Annotated in this window: 21 protein-coding genes and 1 pseudogene; 15 read left to right on the top strand and 7 right to left on the bottom strand. The window is 61.1% G+C overall.

Annotated features, from left to right (window positions below; all coding sequences use genetic code 11):
- Position 1 precedes the first annotated feature (1 nt).
- From coaBC to GOX88_RS13355, 3 genes are all read right to left on the bottom strand, one after another.
- On the bottom strand, positions 2 to 1,198 hold the full coding sequence (gene coaBC, locus GOX88_RS13345; RefSeq protein WP_170402588.1) for a bifunctional phosphopantothenoylcysteine decarboxylase/phosphopantothenate--cysteine ligase CoaBC: 1,197 nt from the start codon (positions 1,196 to 1,198) through the stop codon (positions 2 to 4).
- A 63-nt stretch (positions 1,199 to 1,261) separates the two neighbouring features.
- Complete coding sequence (locus tag GOX88_RS13350; protein ID WP_170402591.1) at positions 1,262 to 2,077, bottom strand: ChaN family lipoprotein; 816 nt, start codon at positions 2,075 to 2,077, stop codon at positions 1,262 to 1,264.
- Complete coding sequence (locus tag GOX88_RS13355) at positions 2,074 to 2,952, bottom strand: RNA polymerase factor sigma-32 (RefSeq protein WP_170402593.1); 879 nt, start codon at positions 2,950 to 2,952, stop codon at positions 2,074 to 2,076. Before GOX88_RS13355 ends, GOX88_RS13350 begins: the two co-directional genes overlap by 4 nt.
- A gap of 101 nt (positions 2,953 to 3,053) precedes the next feature.
- Between GOX88_RS13355 and cobU the strand changes: the two genes are divergently transcribed.
- Genes cobU through GOX88_RS13375 form a run of 4 tightly spaced genes read left to right on the top strand, consistent with a single transcriptional unit; the run spans position 3,054 to position 6,650 of the window.
- Positions 3,054 to 3,575 carry a bifunctional adenosylcobinamide kinase/adenosylcobinamide-phosphate guanylyltransferase gene (cobU, locus tag GOX88_RS13360; RefSeq protein ID WP_170402596.1) on the top strand — a complete coding sequence of 174 codons (522 nt, stop codon included), beginning with the start codon at positions 3,054 to 3,056 and terminating at the stop codon, positions 3,573 to 3,575.
- Positions 3,572 to 4,150: a histidine phosphatase family protein gene (locus GOX88_RS13365; RefSeq protein ID WP_170402599.1), complete on the top strand. Its 579-nt coding sequence runs from the start codon at positions 3,572 to 3,574 to the stop codon at positions 4,148 to 4,150. The genes cobU and GOX88_RS13365 overlap by 4 nt, the downstream gene beginning before the upstream one ends.
- Before the next feature lie 58 nt (positions 4,151 to 4,208).
- The gene (locus GOX88_RS13370; protein ID WP_170403099.1) at positions 4,209 to 5,093 is read left to right on the top strand and encodes a glutathione S-transferase; all 885 of its coding nucleotides are present in this window, start codon (positions 4,209 to 4,211) and stop codon (positions 5,091 to 5,093) included.
- Between the two features lie 45 nt (positions 5,094 to 5,138).
- A complete protein-coding gene (locus tag GOX88_RS13375; RefSeq protein ID WP_170402602.1) occupies positions 5,139 to 6,650 on the top strand; it encodes a YifB family Mg chelatase-like AAA ATPase in 1,512 nt (503 codons plus the stop codon).
- Here GOX88_RS13375 and gshB read toward each other — a convergent pair.
- The 3 genes and pseudogenes from gshB to rsmI all read right to left on the bottom strand — a co-directional run bounded on the left by gshB (position 6,647) and on the right by rsmI (position 8,871).
- Positions 6,647 to 7,579, bottom strand: a complete 933-nt coding sequence (gene gshB / locus GOX88_RS13380; protein WP_170402605.1) for a glutathione synthase — start codon at positions 7,577 to 7,579, stop codon at positions 6,647 to 6,649. The genes GOX88_RS13375 and gshB overlap by 4 nt on opposite strands.
- 61 nt (positions 7,580 to 7,640) lie before the next feature.
- Positions 7,641 to 8,012: pseudogene (locus tag GOX88_RS13385) on the bottom strand (YraN family protein).
- 1 nt (position 8,013) lies between these two features.
- Complete coding sequence (gene rsmI, locus GOX88_RS13390) at positions 8,014 to 8,871, bottom strand: 16S rRNA (cytidine(1402)-2'-O)-methyltransferase (protein WP_170402608.1); 858 nt, start codon at positions 8,869 to 8,871, stop codon at positions 8,014 to 8,016.
- A gap of 88 nt (positions 8,872 to 8,959) precedes the next feature.
- Between rsmI and GOX88_RS13395 the strand changes: the two genes are divergently transcribed.
- The 3 genes from GOX88_RS13395 to murJ are packed head-to-tail and all read left to right on the top strand — an operon-like array spanning position 8,960 to position 14,449.
- Positions 8,960 to 10,132: a penicillin-binding protein activator gene (locus GOX88_RS13395; protein ID WP_170402611.1), complete on the top strand. Its 1,173-nt coding sequence runs from the start codon at positions 8,960 to 8,962 to the stop codon at positions 10,130 to 10,132.
- Positions 10,092 to 12,911, top strand: a complete 2,820-nt coding sequence (locus GOX88_RS13400) for a [protein-PII] uridylyltransferase (RefSeq protein ID WP_170402614.1) — start codon at positions 10,092 to 10,094, stop codon at positions 12,909 to 12,911. Before GOX88_RS13395 ends, GOX88_RS13400 begins: the two co-directional genes overlap by 41 nt.
- The gene (murJ, locus tag GOX88_RS13405; RefSeq protein WP_170402617.1) at positions 12,908 to 14,449 is read left to right on the top strand and encodes a murein biosynthesis integral membrane protein MurJ; all 1,542 of its coding nucleotides are present in this window, start codon (positions 12,908 to 12,910) and stop codon (positions 14,447 to 14,449) included. Before GOX88_RS13400 ends, murJ begins: the two co-directional genes overlap by 4 nt.
- Here the strand turns inward: murJ and GOX88_RS13410 are convergent, their stop codons facing one another.
- Positions 14,450 to 15,136, bottom strand: a complete 687-nt coding sequence (locus GOX88_RS13410) for a rhomboid family intramembrane serine protease (RefSeq protein WP_170402620.1) — start codon at positions 15,134 to 15,136, stop codon at positions 14,450 to 14,452.
- Positions 15,137 to 15,222: 86 nt separating this feature from the next.
- Between GOX88_RS13410 and trpS the strand changes: the two genes are divergently transcribed.
- From trpS to GOX88_RS13450, 8 genes are all read left to right on the top strand, one after another.
- Positions 15,223 to 16,251, top strand: coding sequence for a tryptophan--tRNA ligase (gene trpS, locus GOX88_RS13415; RefSeq protein WP_170402623.1), 1,029 nt, complete (start codon positions 15,223 to 15,225; stop codon positions 16,249 to 16,251).
- A 59-nt stretch (positions 16,252 to 16,310) separates the two neighbouring features.
- The gene (locus GOX88_RS13420; protein WP_170402625.1) at positions 16,311 to 17,174 is read left to right on the top strand and encodes a branched-chain amino acid aminotransferase; all 864 of its coding nucleotides are present in this window, start codon (positions 16,311 to 16,313) and stop codon (positions 17,172 to 17,174) included.
- A 61-nt stretch (positions 17,175 to 17,235) separates the two neighbouring features.
- Positions 17,236 to 17,691, top strand: a complete 456-nt coding sequence (locus GOX88_RS13425) for a universal stress protein (RefSeq protein WP_170333417.1) — start codon at positions 17,236 to 17,238, stop codon at positions 17,689 to 17,691.
- 9 nt (positions 17,692 to 17,700) lie between these two features.
- Positions 17,701 to 18,294, top strand: coding sequence for a 2-hydroxychromene-2-carboxylate isomerase (locus GOX88_RS13430; RefSeq protein ID WP_170402628.1), 594 nt, complete (start codon positions 17,701 to 17,703; stop codon positions 18,292 to 18,294).
- A 69-nt stretch (positions 18,295 to 18,363) separates the two neighbouring features.
- Positions 18,364 to 18,927, top strand: coding sequence for a NifU family protein (locus GOX88_RS13435; protein WP_170402630.1), 564 nt, complete (start codon positions 18,364 to 18,366; stop codon positions 18,925 to 18,927).
- Entirely contained in the window at positions 18,917 to 19,501 is a 585-nt protein-coding gene (gene tsaB / locus GOX88_RS13440) for a tRNA (adenosine(37)-N6)-threonylcarbamoyltransferase complex dimerization subunit type 1 TsaB (protein WP_170402633.1), read from the top strand. The genes GOX88_RS13435 and tsaB overlap by 11 nt, the downstream gene beginning before the upstream one ends.
- Positions 19,498 to 19,911, top strand: coding sequence for a GNAT family N-acetyltransferase (locus GOX88_RS13445; RefSeq protein ID WP_170402636.1), 414 nt, complete (start codon positions 19,498 to 19,500; stop codon positions 19,909 to 19,911). The genes tsaB and GOX88_RS13445 overlap by 4 nt, the downstream gene beginning before the upstream one ends.
- Positions 19,912 to 20,070: 159 nt before the next feature.
- A complete protein-coding gene (locus GOX88_RS13450) occupies positions 20,071 to 21,069 on the top strand; it encodes a BMP family lipoprotein (protein WP_170402639.1) in 999 nt (332 codons plus the stop codon).
- Positions 21,070 to 21,100 lie beyond the last annotated feature (31 nt).

Genomic DNA, 21,100 nt, shown 5'->3' on the forward strand with positions numbered 1-21,100 from the left:
TTTAGCTGGTCAACGCGTCGGCGATCTTACGCGCCAGTCGCTTGGCCACTTCATCCTTGCCCATGCGCGGCCATTCCTCGGCACCGTTGTCCGAAATCAGGATGACGGCATTTTCCGATCCGCCCATGATCCCTGTTGCAGGGCTTACATCATTGGCCACGATCCAGTCACAGCCCTTGCGCCCTCGTTTGGCGGTGGCGTGTTCGACCACATTGTCCGTTTCAGCCGCGAACCCGACGACCAGCGCGGGGCGGCCTTTCTCCATATGCGAGACACGTTTCAGGATGTCGGGGTTTTCTGCGAATTCCAGCACTGGCAATCCATCGCGGCTTTTCTTCAGCTTCTTGTCCGAGGCGCTGGAAACGCGCCAGTCGGCAACCGCCGCTGCAAACACACCCGCGTCTACCGGCAGTGCCGCATCCACCGCGTCGGACATCTGCTGCGCGGTCTCAACCGGCACAACCTGAACACCGTCGGGCGGCGGTACATCTGCAGGGCCGGTTACAAACACCACCTCGGCCCCCAGCGTGGCCAATGCCCGCGCCACCGCTGCGCCCTGCGCCCCGGACGAGCGGTTGGCGATATAGCGCACCGGATCGATGGGTTCATGCGTCGGGCCCGAGGTTACAAGCACACGTTTGCCGTCCAGCGGACCATCACCTAGTTCCGCCTCAATCGCGGCCACAATCTCCAGCGGTTCCGACATGCGTCCTGGGCCGTATTCGCCACAGGCCATATCGCCCTCGTTCGGGCCCACAAAACGGATGCCATCCGCCTGCAACTGTTTCAGGTTGCGCTGTGTGGCCGGGTGATCCCACATCCGCACATTCATCGCAGGCGCACACAGAACCGGCGTGTCGGTCGCCATCAACAAGGTCGAGGCCAGATCATTGGCCAGCCCCCCGGCCATCTTGCCCATCAGATCGGCAGTCGCCGGGGCCACAACGATCAGATCAGCCGAACGGGACAGTTGAATATGCCCCATTTCGGCCTCATCCGTCAGGTCGAAAAGGTCGCGATAGACTTTCTCTCCGGCCAAGGCAGACACCGACAGGGGCGTCACGAACTCCTCGGCCGCGCGGGTCAATACGGGCGTCACCGTCGCGCCGCGTTCCCGCAAACGCCGGATCAGGTCCAGCGACTTATACGCCGCGATCCCACCGCCGATGATCAGCAGAATGCGTTTCGATGCCAGCATATTGAACCCTTCCCGTCCCGGTCGGCCCCGACATTAGGCAAGCGGGACAGACAGTTCCAGCGGTTAATTCTGTGTTTCAAAGGCCAGGCAAGGGTCTTCGCGCTCAACGATTGGACTGTCGATCACCGCGTCGAATTCCCCATTTACCAAACCGTCCTCGGATTGGCCCAGTACAAACACTTTCAACCCCGGGCGCAGGCGGAACAGAAAGGTCGGAATCCCCCGATCCTTTCGCGCATGACCGTTGCCTGTGATCACCGCGACCGGTCCACCTGTTTCATCTGTCGCGCGCAGGATTGCGCGGGTCAATACCGCATCACGCAGCCGCTGAATAGCGACCAGTTGCGGCAAGGCACTTTCCGGGATCGCATTGCAATGGGCCGCCAGTTGATCGGCTTCGCGCGCGGCCTGTTCTTCAGCAGGCAACGGAACGGTCAGCCCGTACCGCGCCGCATCCGCACCCAAGGCGGTGGCCGCGCCCCGTTCCATCGCCGCACGGGCGGCTGCACGCGGGACCATGGCGCCATAAACCGGCGCGTCCGACGCCTGAAACACCGGGTAATACATGCTGAGCGGCGGCCAGCCGGATTCGATCCATTCCAGAATCCGCGCCAGTTCCTCGGGATCGGATACGGCCTTGTCCGCAAGGCGCTGCGCACCTTCCTCGGTCACCATTTCCCACACGACGGCCGAGGGCCTCACGGCCTTCAACGCCTCTGCCTGAATAATATGGTGTTGGGGATTGTCGTGAACCTCGCCCAGAATGACGACGTCCGCCGACATCATCGCGGCCAGAACGTCATCGGGGATCAGATCATCGGCATGGCCGGGACGGACCATAACCACAAGTGCACAAAGCAGAATCGCAAGCTGTCTCATGCGATGAAGTGTTGCACCTCACGCGATTGAGCTTCAAGGCTCTTGCGCATTTTCACGAAGGCCGCGGCCTCGAGCTGACGCACACGCTCCTTGGACAGCCCAAGTTCCTTCCCAAGGCTTTCCAGCGTCCGGGCCGGTTCACGCAGTTTGCGTTCGCGCACGATGAACCTTTCGCGGTCATTCAGGGCCTGCATGGCCGTGACCAGCCATTCGCGCAGCTGTTCGGTGTCATGATTATTCTCGACCGTCTCGGCGGCCTGCGCGCGTTCGTCTTCCAGTGCATCAATCCACTCGCGCCCGTCCTCATCCGCCGACTGCACCGCGTTCAGCGAGAAATCGGAGCCGGACAACCGGCCCTCCATCATCTCGACATCGCGCAGGGGCACGCCAATCTCGGCGGCGATCATCTGGTGCAACTGGTGGCGGTCCAGATCCATGCCCTCGGTCGCGGCCTCACGCTCCAGACGCGCCTGAACCCGGCGCATGTTGAAAAACAGCGATTTCTGCGACGAGGTCGACCCGGTCCGCACCATGGACCAGTTGCGCATCACGTAATCCTGAATGCTCGCCTTGATCCACCAGACCGCATAGGTCGAAAAGCGCACGCCGCGATCCGGATCAAATTTGTCAGCGGCTTTCATCAGGCCCAGACCGGCCTCCTGGATCAGATCGTTCATCGGAGCGCCATAGCGCTTGAACTTGGCCGCCATCGAAATCGCCAACCGCATATAGGCCGTGATCAGCCGGTGCAGCGCCTGTTCGTCGCGCTCATCGCGCCAGGCATAAGCCAGCCGCAATTCGGTCTCAGCGTCCAGCAATTCGGCCTTCATCGCTTGCCGGGACATCGAGAAATCGTTCGCATTGTCCAGTGCCATGGAAATCTCCCCTTTTCACAGGCGCGGGGCCGGACTTGCCTTGCCGACCTATGGTCGATACGCAGAACAAAACCGAGCGGATCACATGAAAGGTAATTATAGTGTATCCGGATTTAACCTTTGTGTTGGGCGGCGCAGCCTCGGGCAAATCGGCATTTGCCGAACAACTTGTTGTTTCATCAGGAAAAAGCCGGGTTTATCTCGCAACATCACAAGTGTTTGATGACGAGATGCGCGACAAGGTGCAGCGCCACATCGCCCAACGCGGCGAAGGGTGGGCGACTGTCGAGGCACCCTTGGATCTTGGTCCGGCTTTGGCCGATCTGACCCCTGACCATATCTGCCTGATCGACTGCGCGACCATGTGGCTGACCAACCACCTGCTCGCCGAAAACGATCTGGAGGTGGCGCAGGCTGCACTGTTGCAGGCGCTGAAATCCTGCCATGCGCCGGTCGTGATCGTCTCGAACGAGGTCGGCCACGGCATCGTGCCCGACAACGCCCTGTCCCGCCGGTTCCGCGAGGCGCAGGGGCGATTGAATATCGCGCTGGCGGCGCAGGCCGATCTGGCGGTGCAGGTCACCGCAGGACTGCCGCTGGTTCTGAAAGGACAGTTGCCGTGACCCGCCTGCACCTTGTCCGCCACGGGCCGACCCATGCAAAAACCATAGTCGGCTGGTCCGATCTACCCGCCGATCTCAGCGATGAGGCGACCATTGCGCGGCTGCACGACCACCTGCCAGAGGGCGCGCTGGTAATCTCCTCCGACCTGTCCCGCGCTGTAGATACGGCCTCGGCCATCCAAGGCACCCGGCGACGCCTGCCGCATCACCGCGACCTGCGCGAGATTCACTTTGGAAGGTGGGAATTGCGCGGTTTCAAAGATATTGAGGCCGAAGACCCCGAACTGTCCTTTGCCTATTGGGACAACCCCGGCGATGTGCGCCCGCCCGAGGGCGAAAGCTGGAACGAGGTACGCGCCCGCGTCGATGCCGTGATCGACCGCCTGATCGCCGACCATACCGGGCGCGATCTGGTCATCGTTGCCCATTTCGGCGTGATCCTGACGCAGGTCCAGCGTGCCCTTGATATCTCGGCCTATGAGGCGTTCAGCCATCGGATCGATAACCTCTCGGTCACCGACATCACCCATCATGGTGACCGCTGGTCGGTGGGGCGGATCAATCACCTCCCGTGATCATACCCCGCACAAATCACTGATTTACTGATTGATCATACCGCGCCATCGTTACGGCATGACCTATGACTTGTTTATCGGAGACCGCCTGTTTTCCAGCTGGTCCATGCGCGGTTGGCTGATGCTGGAAAAGTTCGGCCTGCCCTATCGAAGCCACATGATCGGCCTCTATTCCGGCACCATGGCCGAGGATATGAAAGCTCTTGCGCCCGCCCGCCTCGTGCCCGCCCTGCGCCTACCTGACGGTACGGTCGTGGGCGAAAGCCTCGCCATGGCCGAGACCCTGGCCGAACGGCACCCCGAGGCCGGAATGTGGCCCACGAACCCCGCCGCCCGCGCCACCGCCCGGTGGCTCTGCGCCGAGATGGTCGCCGGGTTCAATGCCCTGCGCGGGGAATGCCCGATGCAGCTTCAGCACTGCTGGCAGGGGTTTGAGCCCTCCCCCGAGACGTTGGCCGATCTGGAACGGATCGAAACGCTCTGGGCCCATGCTCGAGCTGTGTCCGGTGCAGAAACCGGTCCGCTCTTTGGCGAGTATTCTCTGGCGGACGTGTTTTACACGCCAGTTGCCGCGCGGATCATCGGGTACGGCTTGCCGGTGTCCGAGGCCAACCGCACCTATTGTCGGGAACTGCTGGCAGACACGCCCGTCCGGCAATGGCGCGCGATGGGGCTGACCGTGACGTATGATCCCTTTCCCTATGCGCTGGACCTGCCATCGCAGCCTTGGCCAATCGGCGGGCCTTCGGACGCACGCCCTGTCGAGGACGGCCCCTCGGTCAACGCCACATGCCCCTATTCCGGCAAACCGGTCACGCATTTTCTGGAACTGAACGGGCAGCGTTGGGGCTTTTGCAATCAATTTTGCCGTGACAAAACCGTCGCAGACCCGGGCGCTTGGCCGAAATTCATAACAAGGGCGGATACTGTTAACGATTCTTAAACCGCGATCATGTCAGCAACGACTTGTTAACCAAAAAGGTCGTTCATGGTCGCCCGTTCTCATACCGTCGCTTTCCAAGGGGTCGATGCCCGCCCGGTCGAGGTGCAATGCGCCGTCTCGCCGGGCCTGCCCGCCTTTTCCATCGTCGGCCTGCCCGACAAGGCCGTGTCCGAGGCCCGCGACCGCGTCCGCAGCGCGCTAAGCTCGATGGCTATCGCGTTGCCGTCGAAACGGATTACCATCAACCTGTCTCCTGCCGATCTACCGAAAGAAGGCAGCCATTTCGACCTGCCCATCGCGGTGGCGTTGCTGTCCGCGCTGGAAATCATCCCACCCGATGCCGCAGAACGGTCGGTTTCACTGGGCGAGCTGTCTCTGGACGGTTCCTTGGTCCCGGTCGTCGGCGCCCTGCCCGCCGCCATGACAGCCGCGGCCGAGGATCGCACGCTGCTGTGCCCCAAAGCCTCCAGCGCCGAGGCCGCCTGGGTCGATGCAACGCAAGTGATCGGTGCCGGGTCTTTAGGTGACGTGGTGCGCCATTTCTCGGGCCAGTCGCCCTTGCCTGCCGCTCAACCCGGAGAGGTGAACCTTGCCCCAAGCGCTCGGGATCTGCGCGATGTGAAGGGACAGGAACGCGCCAAACGCGCGCTGGAAATCGCTGCCGCCGGGCGTCATCACCTGATCATGATCGGCACGCCGGGGTCGGGTAAGTCCATGCTGGCCGCGCGCCTACCCGGAATTCTGCCGCCACTGACCCCGACTGAGGCACTGGAAACCTCGATGATCCAATCGCTGTGCGGATTGCTGGACGAAGGCGGCATCAGCCGCACCCGCCCGTTTCGCGAGCCGCACCACACAGCCTCGATGGCCGCTATCGTCGGGGGCGGCAAAGGGGCGAAACCGGGGGAAATCTCACTCGCTCATAATGGCGTTCTGTTCATGGACGAATTCCCCGAGTTTCCACGCACCGTGCTGGAAACCCTGCGCCAACCGATTGAAACGGGTGAGGTCATGGTCGCCCGTGCAAATGCCCATGTGAAATACCCGTGCCGCTTCATGCTGGTGGCCGCCGCCAACCCCTGCAAATGCGGATACCTGACCGACCCCGCTCGTGCCTGCTCGCGCGCGCCTGTGTGCGGCGAGGATTATCTGGGGCGAATTTCCGGGCCGCTGATGGATCGGTTCGATCCGCGGATAGAAGTTCCCCCCGTGGGGTTTACCGACTTGGACCTGCCGCCATCCGGAGACAGCTCTGCCACCGTTGCCGCCCGCGTTGAAGCGGCCCGGGCCATCCAAGCGGACCGTTTCGCTGGCACGACGACCCGGCAAAACTCCGATGTCGAAGGCAAAGTGTTAGAAGAGATCGCCGCCCCGGACGCCGAGGGCAAGGAGTTGCTGCTGAAAGCCGCCGAGCGGTTCGGCCTGTCGGCCCGCGCGTTTCACCGGATACTGCGCGTGGCGCGGACGATTGCCGATCTGGAGGGCGCTCCGGATGTCCGCCGCCCGCATGTGGCCGAGGCGCTGAGCTTTCGCATCAGCGCCAAGGTCGCGGCTTAAAGCTTGGCCTCGATCGCCTGCCAGATCTTTTCGGCGATGTTCACGCCGTCAAACCGCTCCAGTTCCTGAATGCCGGTGGGTGAGGTCACGTTGATTTCAGTCAGATAATCCCCGATCACATCGATCCCGACGAAGACCTGACCTTTCTCTTTAAGCAGCGGGCCAATCGCGGCACAGATCTCAAGATCACGTTCAGACAAGCCGATTTTTTCTGGCCGCCCACCCACATGCATGTTCGAACGTGTTTCGCCTGCGGCGGGTACGCGGTTGATGGCACCGACCGGGTCGCCATCGACCAGAATAATCCGTTTGTCGCCATTGCTGACATCGGGCAGGAATTTCTGAACGATCAATGGTTCGCGCGAGAAACCGGTGAACAACTCGTGCAGAGAGGTCAGGTTGCGGTCATTCGCATCCAGCCGGAACACGCCCGCACCTCCATTGCCGTAAAGCGGTTTGAGGATCACATCGCCATGTTTATCCTTGAACGCCTTGATGGTCTGCAGATCACGCGCAACGGTCGTCGGAGGCGTCAGGTCGGGGAAATCCAGAACCAGTAGCTTCTCGGGGTAGTTGCGCACCCAGAACGGATCGTTGACCACCAACGCCTGCCCGTTCAGACGGTCCAGCAAGTGGGTCGAGGTGATGTAGTGCATGTCGAACGGAGGGTCCTGACGCAGCCAGATCACGTCGAATTCTGCCAGATCAACCTCGCGCTCAGACCCCAGCTCGGCTGGGTTGCCCGCCACACGCTGCACCTTCATATCGTGGCCGCGTGCGGTGATGCGCCCTTCTTGATAGGCCAGTTGGTCGGGCCCGTAGAAAAACAGCGAATGCCCGCGCGCCTGCGCCTCTTCGGCCAAGCGGAAGGAGCTGTCTGCATTGATATCCACGGCCCCGATCGGGTCCATCTGAAAGGCGATTTTCATGGCGTGTCCCTCAGTTTCACGCCAGATACATGGCCCAGCGGGGCCATGGGTTCAATGGGGATCAGGCCTGACCAAAGGCGTTTTCGATGATTTGAACAGCCCCCGATGCATCCACCAAGGCCGCGTCGAACCGGGCATTTGTCAGTTATCCGCCCGGCTGCGTTTCCAGAAACTGAGCGGCAGAGGCGTAAATCCGGTCCATCTGGCGTCGGCTGATCCGGGCTGCAGCCGTCTCGAAACTGGCGCTTTTCTTGACCTCGATGAAAACGACACCCTCCGCGTTTCGGGCGATCAGGTCGATCTCACCCCCTGCCCCGCGCCAGCGACGATGTGCAATTGAAAACCCGCGCCGTTCGTAGTCGGATGCCACTTGCTGCTCGGCCGCCTGTCCGGCGTGATAGGAGACCGAACTTCGGACGGATCGTGCGGTCATGTCATCCCTTTCCCAGTTTCAGGGCCTTCTGATAGATCGGACGGCGCGGCAGTTTGTACATTTCCGACACCAAATCCGCCGCGTCCCGAACCGAATGCGTTTCCAGGGCCCGTCTCAAAGCCTCTTCTACGTCGGATTCGTTAACAGTTTCTGAATGGCCGCGATCCACCAACAGGACGATCTCACCCTTGACCGTCTGCCCTTGCAGCCCTGCCGCCAGTTCGCCCAAAGATCCACGCCGGACCTCTTCGAATTTCTTGGTCAATTCGCGACACATCGCGGCGGATCGGTTTTCCCCCAACACCCCGGCCAGATCCGACAGGCAGGCCGCGACCCGTTTTGGCGATTCGTAAAACACCAGTGTCCCAGGCACATCGCGCAGCGCCTCGATCCGCGACCGACGGGCACCGGAGGCATTTGGCAGAAATCCCGCGAAAAAGAACGCATCCGTCGGCAAACCCGCCAAGGTCAGAGCCATCAACGCCGCCGACGGTCCCGGTGCGCAGGTCACCACATGCCCGGCCTCGGCCGCCTGCCGCCCCAGATCGTAGCCCGGATCAGCGATCAGCGGCATTCCAGCCTCGGACGCGTAGGCAACCGATTTTCCTTCACCCAGCGCATCCAGAATTTTGCCGCGTGCACCCGCACCGCTGTGGTCGTGATAGGCCAGAATGCGCCGCCCTTCGAGCGGGACGCCATGAATCTCCATCAATCGGCGCAGGCTGCGCGTGTCTTCGGCGGCGATCACGTCCGCCGAGGCCAGCACGTCCAGCGCCCTGAGCGTGATATCGCGTGCCGTTCCGATCGGAGTGGCAACAAAATACAGGCCGGCGCCCAATCTGACTTTTTGGAAATTCAAAGCTGGACCCTCACAGCGTGACGTTTATTATCGCGGCTCAATAGAATGGTGGCACCCCAAGCCGCCGGGACAGGGAGTTTTCATTCAGATGTTTACCGTTTGCAAGCCCGTTCGCAAACTGGCGCGTACCGCCGCCGTACTGGCAACCGCAGTATTTCTGGCCGCTTGTGAGACAACCGGCATTGGCGGCGGGCCTTCGATCAACACATCCGAACCTGTCCCCGTTGCCTTGCTGGTGCCCGCAGGATCGGGGCAGGCGGGCGACGCAGAACTGGCGCGCAGCCTTGAAAACGCAGCCCGACTGGCGATGGCCGACCTACAGAACGTCAAGATCGATCTGCGTGTCTATGACACGCGCGGCAGCTCGAATACGGCCGCCGAGGTCGCACAGCGGGCGGTGGCGGACGGGGCAAAGATTATCGTTGGTCCATTCTATTCCCAAGCCACCAACTCCGCTGGTCTTGCCGTTCTGAATAGCGGCGTCAACGTCCTGTCCTTTTCGAACAATACCAGTATCGCAGGCGGAAACGTCTTTGTTCTGGGTTACACCTTCGACAATACAGCCAACCGCCTAGTCAGTTTCGCCGGGTCCCAAGGTAAATCGAATATGGTTATCGTTCACAGCGACGATACCGCCGGCCAATTGGGACAGGCTGCTATCGCCACCGCTCTTAGCGGCAGCCGTGTGAACAACGCGGGGTCCGTCGGCTATAGTCGTTCGCAGCAAGGTGTCATTAATTCTGTTTCCGCGGTCAAAGCAACTGTAGATGCGTCCGGCGCAGATTCTCTGTTTCTGACGGCGACAACCGCAGGGGCACTGCCACTCTTTTCCCAATTGCTGCCAGAAGCAGGTGTATCACCCGCGACAACCCAGTACATTGGCCTGACACGCTGGGATATTCCCACCCAAACCTTGGACCTGCCGGGGGTACAGGGTGGCTGGTTTGCATTGCCAGACCAATCAAAGGCCCAAGCATATCGCCAGCGATACAACAATACCTATGGTGAGGCCCCGCACCCGAACAGCGGCCTGGCCTACGACGGCATCGCCGCAATTGCCGCACTGGTGAGCCAAGGCAAATCCAATGCGTTAACCGCTTCGGCACTAACGCAAAACGCCGGTTTCCAGGGCGTTGGCGGCATCTTCCGCCTGCGTCCGAACGGTACGAATGAACGCGGTCTGGCAGTCGCCACGATCCAGAATAAACAGGTAGTAGTGATTGACCCTGCCCCACAAAGCTTCACAGGCGCCGGTTTCTGATCAACCGGTGCTGACGCTGACCCCGAAGGGTGAGCTGATTTGCCCGGCCGAAGAAATATTCGACAGCGCCGCCGTCATGGCGCAGCTGTCGGAAGCCTTCGACAAAACCTCGGACAATGGCGCACGGCGAAATGAGACCGTGCGCATTCTGCGTGACGCCCAGAAAGCCGGGCGTCAGGCCATTGCCGACGCCTTTTCCCAGCGCCCATTTGACGCGCGGCCGCTGACCCATTCCTACACCTATCTGACCGACGGGCTGGTCTGCACGGCGATGCAGGTGTCCAGCGAAGTTCTGCACCCTCTGGCCACGCCGACGCAGGGTGAAAAGATCGCAGTCTTGGCGGTCGGTGGTTATGGCCGGGGTGAGATGGCTCCGGCTTCCGATGTCGACCTGCTGTTCCTGACCCCCTACAAGATCACCGCCTGGGCCGAGAGCGTGATTGAGTCCATGCTGTATATCCTGTGGGATTTGCGGCTGAAGGTCGGCCATTCCTCGCGCACCATCAAGGATTGCCTGCGGCTGGGCACCGAGGACTTCACCATCCGCACCGCGATGCTGGAACAGCGGTATCTGGCCGGGGATAAAGAACTTGGGACTGAACTGGACACCCGTCTGAAATCCGACCTGTTCAAGGGCACCGAACGGCAGTTCATCGAAGCCAAGCTGCAGGAACGCGACGAGCGACACCTGAAGCAGGGTCAGCGCTATATGGTCGAGCCCAACGTCAAAGAGGGCAAGGGTGGGCTGCGCGATCTGCAATCGCTCTATTGGATCGCGAAATACATCTATGGTGTTCAGGATGTGGCGGAACTGGTGCCGCTGGGCCTGTTCACTCCGGACGAGTTCGAGACCTTTGTGAAGGCCGAAGATTTCCTCTGGGCAGTGCGGTCACACCTGCATCTGGTCACCGGGCGCGCCACGGAACAGCTGACCTTTGACATGCAGGTCGAGGTCGCAGCCCGCATGGGGTACGAGGACCGTGCCGGACGTCGCGGCGTGGAAGTCTTCATGCAGCGTTATTTCCGCGAGGCCACGCGGGTCGGGGAACTTACGCGCATCTTTCTGACCAAGCTGGAAGCGACCCACATGAAAGGTGCCGCCCTGTTAGAGCGCATCTTTCGCCGCCGCCCCAGTGTGAAAGCTGGTTATGCTGTCGTGCACGGTCGCCTGGACGTAGCTGATCCCGAGACATTTCTGGCCGACAAGCTGAACCTGCTGCGCCTGTTCGAAGAAGGGTTGCGGACGGGCATGCTGATCCACCCGGACGCAATGCGGCTGGTCACGGCCAACCTGAACCTGATCGACGAAGAGATGCGCGAAAACAAGGAAGCGCAACGTATCTTCCTTGATCTGATGCTGAAACACGGCAACCCCGAACGCGCCCTTCGCCGGATGAACGAACTGGGCGTCCTTTCAGCCTTTTTGCCCGAGTTCGAACACATCGTGGCGATGATGCAGTTCAACATGTATCACAGTTATACGGTGGATGAGCACACCATCCAGTGCATCATCAACCTGAACCAGATCGAACGCGGAGAGCTGGTGGAATCGCTTCCTCTGGCCTCGTCGATCCTGAAGGGCGGGGTCAATCGCAAGGTTCTGTATGTCGCCTTGTTGCTGCACGATATCGCCAAGGGGCGGCCCGAAGATCACTCGATTCTCGGCGCGCAGATCGCCCGCAAGGTTGCGCCTCGACTTGGGCTGAACAAGGCGGATTCGGAAACCGTGGAATGGCTGGTGCGCTATCACCTGCTGATGTCGGACATGGCGCAGAAACGCGACATCTCGGATCCGCGCACGGTGCGCGATTTCGCCAAGGCGGTGAAGACGGTCAAGCGGCTGGACCTGCTGACGGTGCTGACGGTCTGCGACATTCGCGGCGTCGGGCCGAATACGTGGAACAACTGGAAGGCCACCCTGCTGCGTGCCCTGCATGCCGAAACCAAACGCGCGCTTGAAACCGGGATGGAGGACCTCAACCGCGCCAACCGTGGCACCGAAGCCAAAAAGGCGCTGCGCGCTGAACTGGCCGAATGGTCCAAAGCCGACCTCAAGGCCGAGACCGGGCGGCATTACCCGCCCTATTGGCAGGGTCTGAACCTGTCGACCCATGTGGAATTTGCCGAGATGCTGCGGACGCTGGAACACAGCGGCGACCCGGGTGAGATGGAAATCCGCCTGCATCCCGACGAAGACCGCGACGCCACCCGCGCCTGTTTCGCGATGGGTGACCACCCGGGGATATTCGCACGGATTGCGGGGGCTCTGGCGCTGGTCGGGGCCAACGTTGTGGATGCGCGCAGTTATACCACCAAGGACGGTTACGTGACCGACGCGTTCTGGATTCAGGACGCCGAAGGCCACCCGTTCGAGGCCAGCCGCCTGCCACGCCTGACCCAGATGATCCACAAGACGCTGAAAGGTGAGGTCGTCGCCCGCGAGGCGCTGAAGTCACGCGACAAGATCAAGAAGCGCGAGCGTGCCTTCAACGTGCCCACCCATATCACTTTCGACAATGACGGGTCCGAGATTTACACGATTATCGAAGTCGACACCCGCGACCGGCCCGGCCTGTTGTATGATCTGACGCATACGCTGGCCGCCGCCAACGTCTATATCGCCAACGCAGTGATCGCGACCTATGGCGAGCAGGTCGTGGACACGTTCTACGTCAAGGACATGTTCGGGCTGAAATACCATTCGGAAAGCAAGCAGCGCACGCTTGAAGGCAAACTGCGCAAAGCCATCACCGAAGGCGCCGAGCGCGCGGCCTCATGAAGCAGATCCGGCTGTTTTCAGGCCTGTTCACGGTCGGGTTCTGGACTCTGGCCAGCCGTATTCTGGGCTTCCTGCGGGAAATCCTGCTGACCGCCTATATCGGGCCGGGGCCGGTGATGGATGCCTTTGTCGCCGCCTTCCGCCTACCCAACATGTTCCGCCGTTTCTTTGCCGAAGGCGCATTCAACGCCGCCTTCGTACCGATGTTTTCCAAACGGCTGGAGGGGGGCGAGAACGCCGAAGGCTTTGCGCAGGACGCGTTCAACCTGCTGGCTGTGGCGGTTCTGGCGCTGGTCGGGCTGGCGATGGCGTTCATGCCCGCTTTGGTCTGGATCACCGCCGAAGGGTTCTATGGCGACGAACGGTTCGATCTGGCCGTTGATTATGGATACGTTGTCTTCCCCTACATCCTGTTCATGTCGCTGGCGGCGTTGTTTTCGGGCGTTCTGAATGCCACCGGACGCTTTGCCGCTGCCGCCGCTGCACCCGTATTGCTGAACATCTTTGCCTGCACCGCCCTGATTGCCGGGGCCGCGATGGGTGGTGAGGTGATCCGATGGCTGATCGCCGTCATCCCGCTGGCGGGTATCGCGCAGCTGGCCCTGGTCTGGGTCGCCACCGAACGGGCTGGCATCCGCATCCGTCTCGGCCTGCCGAAACTCAGCCCCGAAATGCGCCGCATGGTCCGCATCGCCGTTCCCGCAGCACTCGCCATGGGCGTCACGCAGGTCAATCTGGTGGTAGGGCAGCTGGTGGCCTCGAAAACCGAAAAGGCGGTTAGTTGGCTGTTTGCAGCGGATCGGCTGTATCAATTGCCTCTGGGCGTGGTGGGCATTGCCGTCGGCATCGTGCTGCTGCCCGATCTGTCGCGACGCCTGCGGGCCGGGGATAAGGACGGCGCCCGCAACGCCTTTTCCCGCGCCGGAGAATTCACCCTTCTACTGACCATCCCCTCGACCGTGGCTTTTATCGTTTTGCCAAACCCGATCGTCTCGGTCCTGTTCGAACGCGGCCAGTTCAGCGCCGAAGACACCACGGCCACGGCGCTGGCGGTGGCTGTCTATGGCATCGGGCTGCCCGCCTTCATGCTGCAAAAGCTGCTGCAGCCGCTGTTCTTCGCGCGCGAGGATACGAAATCCCCGTTCCACTATGCCATTGTGGCCATGATCGTGAACGCGGGGCTGGCCTTTGGTCTTTATCCGCTGGTCGGATGGATTGCCCCTGCCATTGCAGCCTCGACCGCCGGGTGGGCCATGGTTGCTCTACTGGCCATAGGCGCACGCCGCATGGGCGAAGAGGCGCGGTTTGATGACCGGTTCAAACGTCGGGCGTGGCGCATCGTGGCGGCGTCGTTGGGGATGGGCGTTGTGCTGTATGCCGCCATCCACCTGTTCGGCTGGACCTTCCAGCTGCCCGGATGGCGCTATCTGGCGCTGATCCTCCTGATCAAGGTTGCAGCCGCATCTTATTTTTTCCTCGGCCACCTGTTCGGCGCGTTCGAGGTGTCCGAGTTCAAAAAGGCTCTGCGACGGTCGTGATCAGTCGCGGCGGATACGCCGCACGATCCGCGCCCAGCCGCCCGGCGCCAGTATGAAGGACAGACCGAACCCGGTTGCAAACCCGCCAAGATCGGCCACCCAATCGGATGTGCCGCCGAAAATCAGGCCAAAGACAAGCTGAATGCCCATCAGTGCCGCGATCAGGCTAAAGGCGCGGTGCTGATTTTCACCAACCAGTGACAGCTTGCGCCACAGCAACCACGTAAATGCACCGATCAGGCCATAGACCGGAGGAAACCCTCCGACCAGCGGATAGCTGGGGTCCAGCAGCAACGCATAGGCCAGCGCACCGCCCACGCCGGACAGCACAAAGACGACCAGCATCTGGAACCCGCCAAAGACCTCGGCCACCATCTTGCCCATGGCCAGCAGGAAAACACAGACAAAGACGGCCTGCGTGAAGTTGCCGGACACGAACGGGTAGGTCACGAACCGGATCACATGTTCAAACGGCCAGCGCCCGTTTTCGATCATCCAGTCGAAGATGTCGGGCGAGAAGGAATAGCTCTGCAACGCATCCAGCCGCCAACCCACCGCCGAAGGTCCGCCGACCAACCCGCGCGCGCCAAGGGTGAAGGCTATCTCGATCCCAATGATGAACAGCACCAAAGCCATCACTACGGGCGGCAGAGGGTTCACGGCGGGTGTATAATTCTCACTGCTCATTGGGCAGGCCTTTCGCGGCTGTTGACGTCCCTTGGCCTCATGGGTAAGCGACGGGGGCTGATTTTTCCAGACGGGAGTTCCCTTCGATGACCGAGACCCAGTTCACACCGCGCGTGTTTTCCGGCATCCAGCCGTCGGGAAACCTGCACCTTGGCAACTATCTGGGTGCGCTCAAGCGGTTCGTGGATATGCAGAAGCCCGATATCGAAACCATCTATTGCATGGTCGATCTGCACGCGATCACCGTCTGGCAAGACCCCAAGGAACTGGCACATTCGACGCGTGAACTTTGCGCAGGCTTTATCGCCGCCGGGCTCGACCCGGAAAAGTCGATCCTGTTCAACCAAAGCCAGGTGCCCGAGCACGCGCAACTGGCGTGGATCTTCAACTGCGTCGCCCGCATGGGCTGGATGCAACGGATGACTCAGTGGAAGGACAAGGCGGGCAAGAACCAGCAGAACGCCTCGCTGGGCCTGTTCGCGTACCCTTCGTTGATGGCCGCTGACATTCTGACCTATCATGCGACTCACGTACCGGTGGGCGACGACCAGAAACAGCACCTTGAGCTGACCCGCGACATCGCGATCAAATTCAACCATGACTATGGCGTCGACTTCTTCCCGATCACCGAACCTGTGATCGAAGGGGCCGCGACCCGCGTCATGAGCCTGCGCGACGGGTCCAAGAAGATGTCGAAATCCGACCCGTCCGACATGAGCCGCATCAACATGACCGATGACGCCGACACGATTGCCAAGAAGATTCGCAAGGCCAAGACAGACCCGGAAGCTTTGCCTTCGGAGCTCGACGGGCTGGACGAACGCCCCGAGGCACGCAATCTGGTGAACATCTACGCCGCCCTCAGCGACCAGACCGCCGAGCAGGTTCTGGTCGAAATGGGAGGCAAGCAATTCGGTGAATTCAAACCGATGCTGGCGGAACTGGCGGTGTCGAAACTGGCGCCAATCTCGTCCGAAATGGCCCATCTGATGGGGGAACAGGCCGAGATCGATCGGATTCTGGCCAAAGGCGCAGAAAAGGCGCGCGCAGTCGCGGCCCCGATCCTGCAGCAGACCTACGAAATCGTGGGCATGGTTGGTGCAAAACAGGGCTGATTGCTCTGGACCTTGCCTCAACGCCTTCCTAGGTTTGCGCAAAAGCTTGGGAGGGCGTCATGGCAGTCGGCAAGAATATCCGCACCTATTTCGAAGGTCAGTGGCATGACGGGAACGCTCCGATCATGCGGGCCGCCGATCATGGATCATGGCTGGGATCGTCGGTCTTTGACGGCGCGCGTTATTTCGAAGGTATGGCCCCGGACCTTGAGGCGCATTGCGCCCGCGTAAACCGGTCTGCCGAGGCGCTGATGCTGACACCCTCGGTTACGACTGAACAGATGGTCGAAATCGTCCACGAGGGGCTGCAAGCCTTCGGCCCGGAATCGGCCGTCTACATCCGCCCGATGTATTGGGGCATCGACGGCGACGCGACCGCCATCGTTCCGCTGGAAAACAGCACCGGCTTTGCAATCTGTCTGGAAGAGATTCCAATGGCCCCCGAAACTGCCGCGGCCACGCTGGGATACACACGGTTCCGCCGCCCGGTTCTGGAATCCTCGGTCGTGAACGCCAAGGCAGGGTGCCTTTACCCCAACAACGCACGGATGCTGCAAGAGGCGCGCTCGAACGGGTTTTCCAACGCGCTGGTCGCCGACGCTCTGGGCCATGTGGCCGAAACTGCAACCGCCAATATCTTCATGGTCCGCGACGGCGAGGTCTTCACCCCCACCCCCAACGGCACCTTTCTGGCGGGGATCACCCGCGCCCGCCATATCACGAACCTGCGCGCCGACGGCGTGACTGTGCACGAAGCCATTCTCAGCTTTGAGGATTTCCACAAGGCGGATGAGGTCTTCATGAGCGGCAACATGAGCAAGATCACCCCGGTCACCGCGATCGAAGGCACCCGATATCAGGTCGGCCCCGTCGCCCGCCGCGCACGCGAGATGTATTGGGACTGGGCGGCAAGCACGCGCTAGGCTCTGGTTGCCAGCACGCATCTGGTCGGGCATGATCGCCTGAAACAACTGAGGACACTTCATGCGCAAATTCCTGGTCGTTCTGGATGACAGTCGCGAATGCCTGAACGCGATGCGCTTTGCCGCCATGCGTGCTGCCCATACCGGGGGCGGCGTCACTATCCTGTCGGTTATCCCACCGGATGAATTCAACCACTGGATCGGTGTGGCAGAAACGATGCGCGAAGAATCGCGCGAGCGTATCCACGCACATTACGAGGTGTTCGCAAAGTGGATGCGCGACAAGCAGGGTGTGGACCCGGAGCTGGCGATCCGCGAAGGCGATCCGGTTCCGCAAATCATTGAACACGTGCAATCCGACCCTGAGATCGGGGTGCTGGTGCTGGGCGCAGGCGTCGAAAAGAAAGGCCCTGGTCCACTGGTGACGCAGTTGACCAAGAATTCGGGCAGTCTTCCGATCCCGATCACCATCGTTCCCGGTGACCTGAGCAAGGAAAAACTGGAAGAGATCACCTGAGGCACGTCCATGTCGCGCAGCATCCAGTTCTGGTTCGAATTCGCCTCGACCTATTCCTATCTCAGCGCGATGCGGATCGAGGATTTGGCGGCGCAGCACGGGGTCTCGGTCGAATGGCAGCCCTTCCTGCTGGGTCCGATTTTCGCCGCGCAAGGCTGGGACAATTCCCCGTTCAACATCTACCCGGCCAAAGGGCGCTATATGTGGCGCGACATGGAGCGGCTTTCGGCCCGGCGCGGCCTACGGTTCACCCGGCCTGATCCGTTTCCGCAAAATGGCCTGAAGGCCGCGCGGCTGGTGTTGTCGATTGATGCCCAACCACAAAGGGCTGCGTTTGTCCGCTCCGTCTATGCCGCCCAATTTGTCGATGGGCTGAACATCTCGGACGACGATGTGCTGGTTGACTGCCTGTCGCAGGCCAGCCTGCCTGCGGAAACGCTGGCCCGCTGTCACGACCCCGACATCAAGGCAGCCCTGATCGAACAGACAAAGACGGCTCAGACGAACGGGATTTTCGGGGCCCCCAGCTTTCTGGTGGGGGATGAGCTGTTCTGGGGCGATGACCGGCTGGATGAAGCCATGCAACTGGCGGGTGAAATTTAGAACGGTTCCAAATCTTGACTTCCCCTGCGCGGACCCGCATATCAGTCTCAACTGAAACGGAGCCGTGACATGTTCATCCAGACCGAATCCACGCCGAACCCCGCAACGCTGAAATTCCTGCCCGGCCAGATCGTTCTGGAGGCTGGAACCGCTGACTTTCCTTCGGCGGAAGCCGGAGAAAGATCACCCCTTGCCAAGCGCATCTTTGCGGTCAGCGGTGTGACCGGCGTATTCCTGGGCAATGACTTCGTGACTGTGACCAAATCTGACGACGTTCAGTGGGATCACATCAAGCCCGCCATTCTGGGCGCAGTGATGGAGCATTTCCAGTCCGGTCAACCGGTGCTGGGCTCGGACGCGCAGGCCGCTTCGGGACACGCCGAACACACTGGTGAAGACGCCGAAATCGTCAATCAGATCAAAGATCTGCTGGACAGCCGCGTGCGTCCGGCGGTGGCTCAGGACGGGGGTGACATCACCTTCCACGGGTTCGACCGGGGCGTTGTTTACCTGCACATGCAGGGCGCCTGCGCGGGCTGCCCGTCCTCGACCCTGACGCTGAAAATGGGGATCGAGAACCTGCTGCGCCACTACATTCCAGAGGTGACCGAGGTGCGCCCCGTTGCCGTCTGATCCACTGATTCTGGCGTTTGATACATCGGCCGCGCATTGCGCGGCCGCTTTGTTGCGGGGTGACAGCATCCTCGTGTCCCGCACCGAATCCATGTCTCGTGGTCAGGCTGAGCGGCTGATGCCACTGCTGCAAGAGGTTCTGGCCGAAGCGGGCTGTACCTGGCGTGACTTGACCGCCATTGGTGTTGGGATCGGTCCGGGGAATTTCACCGGCATCCGTATCTCGGTCTCTGCCGCGCGGGGATTGGCCTTGGGTCTTGGAATTCCGGCCGTGGGCGTTTCGGGCTTCGACGCGTTGGCCGCAACCGGGGACGGATTGCCCGCAATCCGCGCCCCGCGCGAACAGGTCTATGTCGTGCTGCCCGGGCAAGATCCGGCGCTAATGGCGCAGGAACAGGCAGAATCACTCGGCCCCCTGATCCTGAATGATGACGCAGACGCTCAGGTGCGGGCTATCGCTCGGCTGGCGGCGCAAAACTGGCAGAGCGTTACCACAGCCCCGGCCCCGCTGTATGTGCGGCCCGCAGATGCAGCCCCGTCAAAAGATACGCCACCCGTTTTGTTGGACGGATGACCCCGCAGGATCTGGCCTATACCCACGCGGCGGCCTTTACCCAGTCGCGCCCCTGGACGGATCAGGAATTCGCCGATCTGCTGGACAATCGATTCACTTACGTTGTTGGGAACGCTGAATCTTTTGCCCTATTCCAAGTCATCGCGGATGAGGCGGAACTGCTCACCATCGCGACCCATCCCAGTCATCAACGGCAAGGTCTGGCGCTAAAAACCATGCAGGAATGGCACGCGAAAGCCCAAAACCTGGGCGCAACCCGCGCCTTTCTGGACGTCGCGTCAAACAATTACCCCGCCATCGCCCTGTATGAACGGTATGGATACACGCCCTGCGGCCTGCGCAAGGGCTACTATTTGCGCGAAAACGCTGAAAAAGTCGATGCCGTCGTCATGGAATGCAACCTCGTCTGAGGGCCAACTCTGCTTTTTTTAGACCATCCGGTCAAAAATCAGTTGACCGCACCGGTTGCAAACGTCCTTAATTCCCGCCATCACAACAGTTATGCTCGCTCGCAGTGGGTAAACGGGGCTATCTTGGCTCCAACCGACAATAACAAACGGGAGTATGAAATGACCCTGATGAAATCCTTGATGGGCGCTGCCGCCGCCGTCGCGCTGACTGCTGGTGCGGCGCTGGCCGAACCGGCCCTGATCTTTGACCTGGGCGGCAAGTTCGACAAGTCGTTCAACGAAGCTGCGCATAACGGCGCGTCGCGTTGGGCCGAGGAAACCGGCGGTACCTACCGTGAGATCGAACTGCAATCCGAAGCCCAGCGCGAGCAGGCCCTGCGCCGCTTTGCCGAAGCTGGCCTGAGCCCGATCATCACCATGGGTTTCGCAATGGCCGATCCGCTCAGCACGGTTGTCGGCGACTACCCCGACACGAAATTTGTCGTGGTCGACGTGAACTGGCTGGACGCGCCGAACCTGCGTCAGGTTGGTTTTGCCGAGCATGAAGGCTCGTATCTGGTTGGTATGATGGCCGCCATGGCCTCGGAATCCGGCACAATCGGTTTCATTGGCGGTATGGATGTTCCGCTGATCCGTCACTTCGGCTGCGGCTATGCGCAAGGCGCCAAAGCGGTGAACCCGGATATCAACGTGGTTGCAAACATGACCGGCACCACCCCGGCTGCATGGAACGACCCGGTGAAAGGGTCCGAGCTGACCAAGGCGCAGATCAGCCAGGGCGCTGACGTGGTTTATGCCGCAGCTGGCGGCACCGGCGTTGGTGTTCTGCAAACCGCAGCCGACGAAGGCATCCTGTCGATCGGTGTGGACAGCAACCAGAACCACCTGCACCCGGGCAAGGTTCTGACCTCGATGCTGAAACGCGTTGACGTCGCCGTCTACGACGCGATGAACGCAGGCAACGACCTGGAAACCGGCGTGTTCGCCATGGGTCTGGCCGAAGACGGTGTTGGCGTTGCGATGGACGAAAACAACGCCGCGCTGGTCTCGGATGAGATGAAAGCAGCCGTTGAAAAAGCCCGTCAGGACATCATTGACGGCAACGTCAGCGTTGTCAGCTATTACGAGAACGACAGCTGCCCGGCACTGCAGTTCTGATATCGCGCGGGGCGGGGGGTTTGACCCCCGC

The organism is Ruegeria arenilitoris, from assembly GCF_013030985.1.
Lineage (GTDB): Bacteria > Pseudomonadota > Alphaproteobacteria > Rhodobacterales > Rhodobacteraceae > Ruegeria > Ruegeria arenilitoris_B.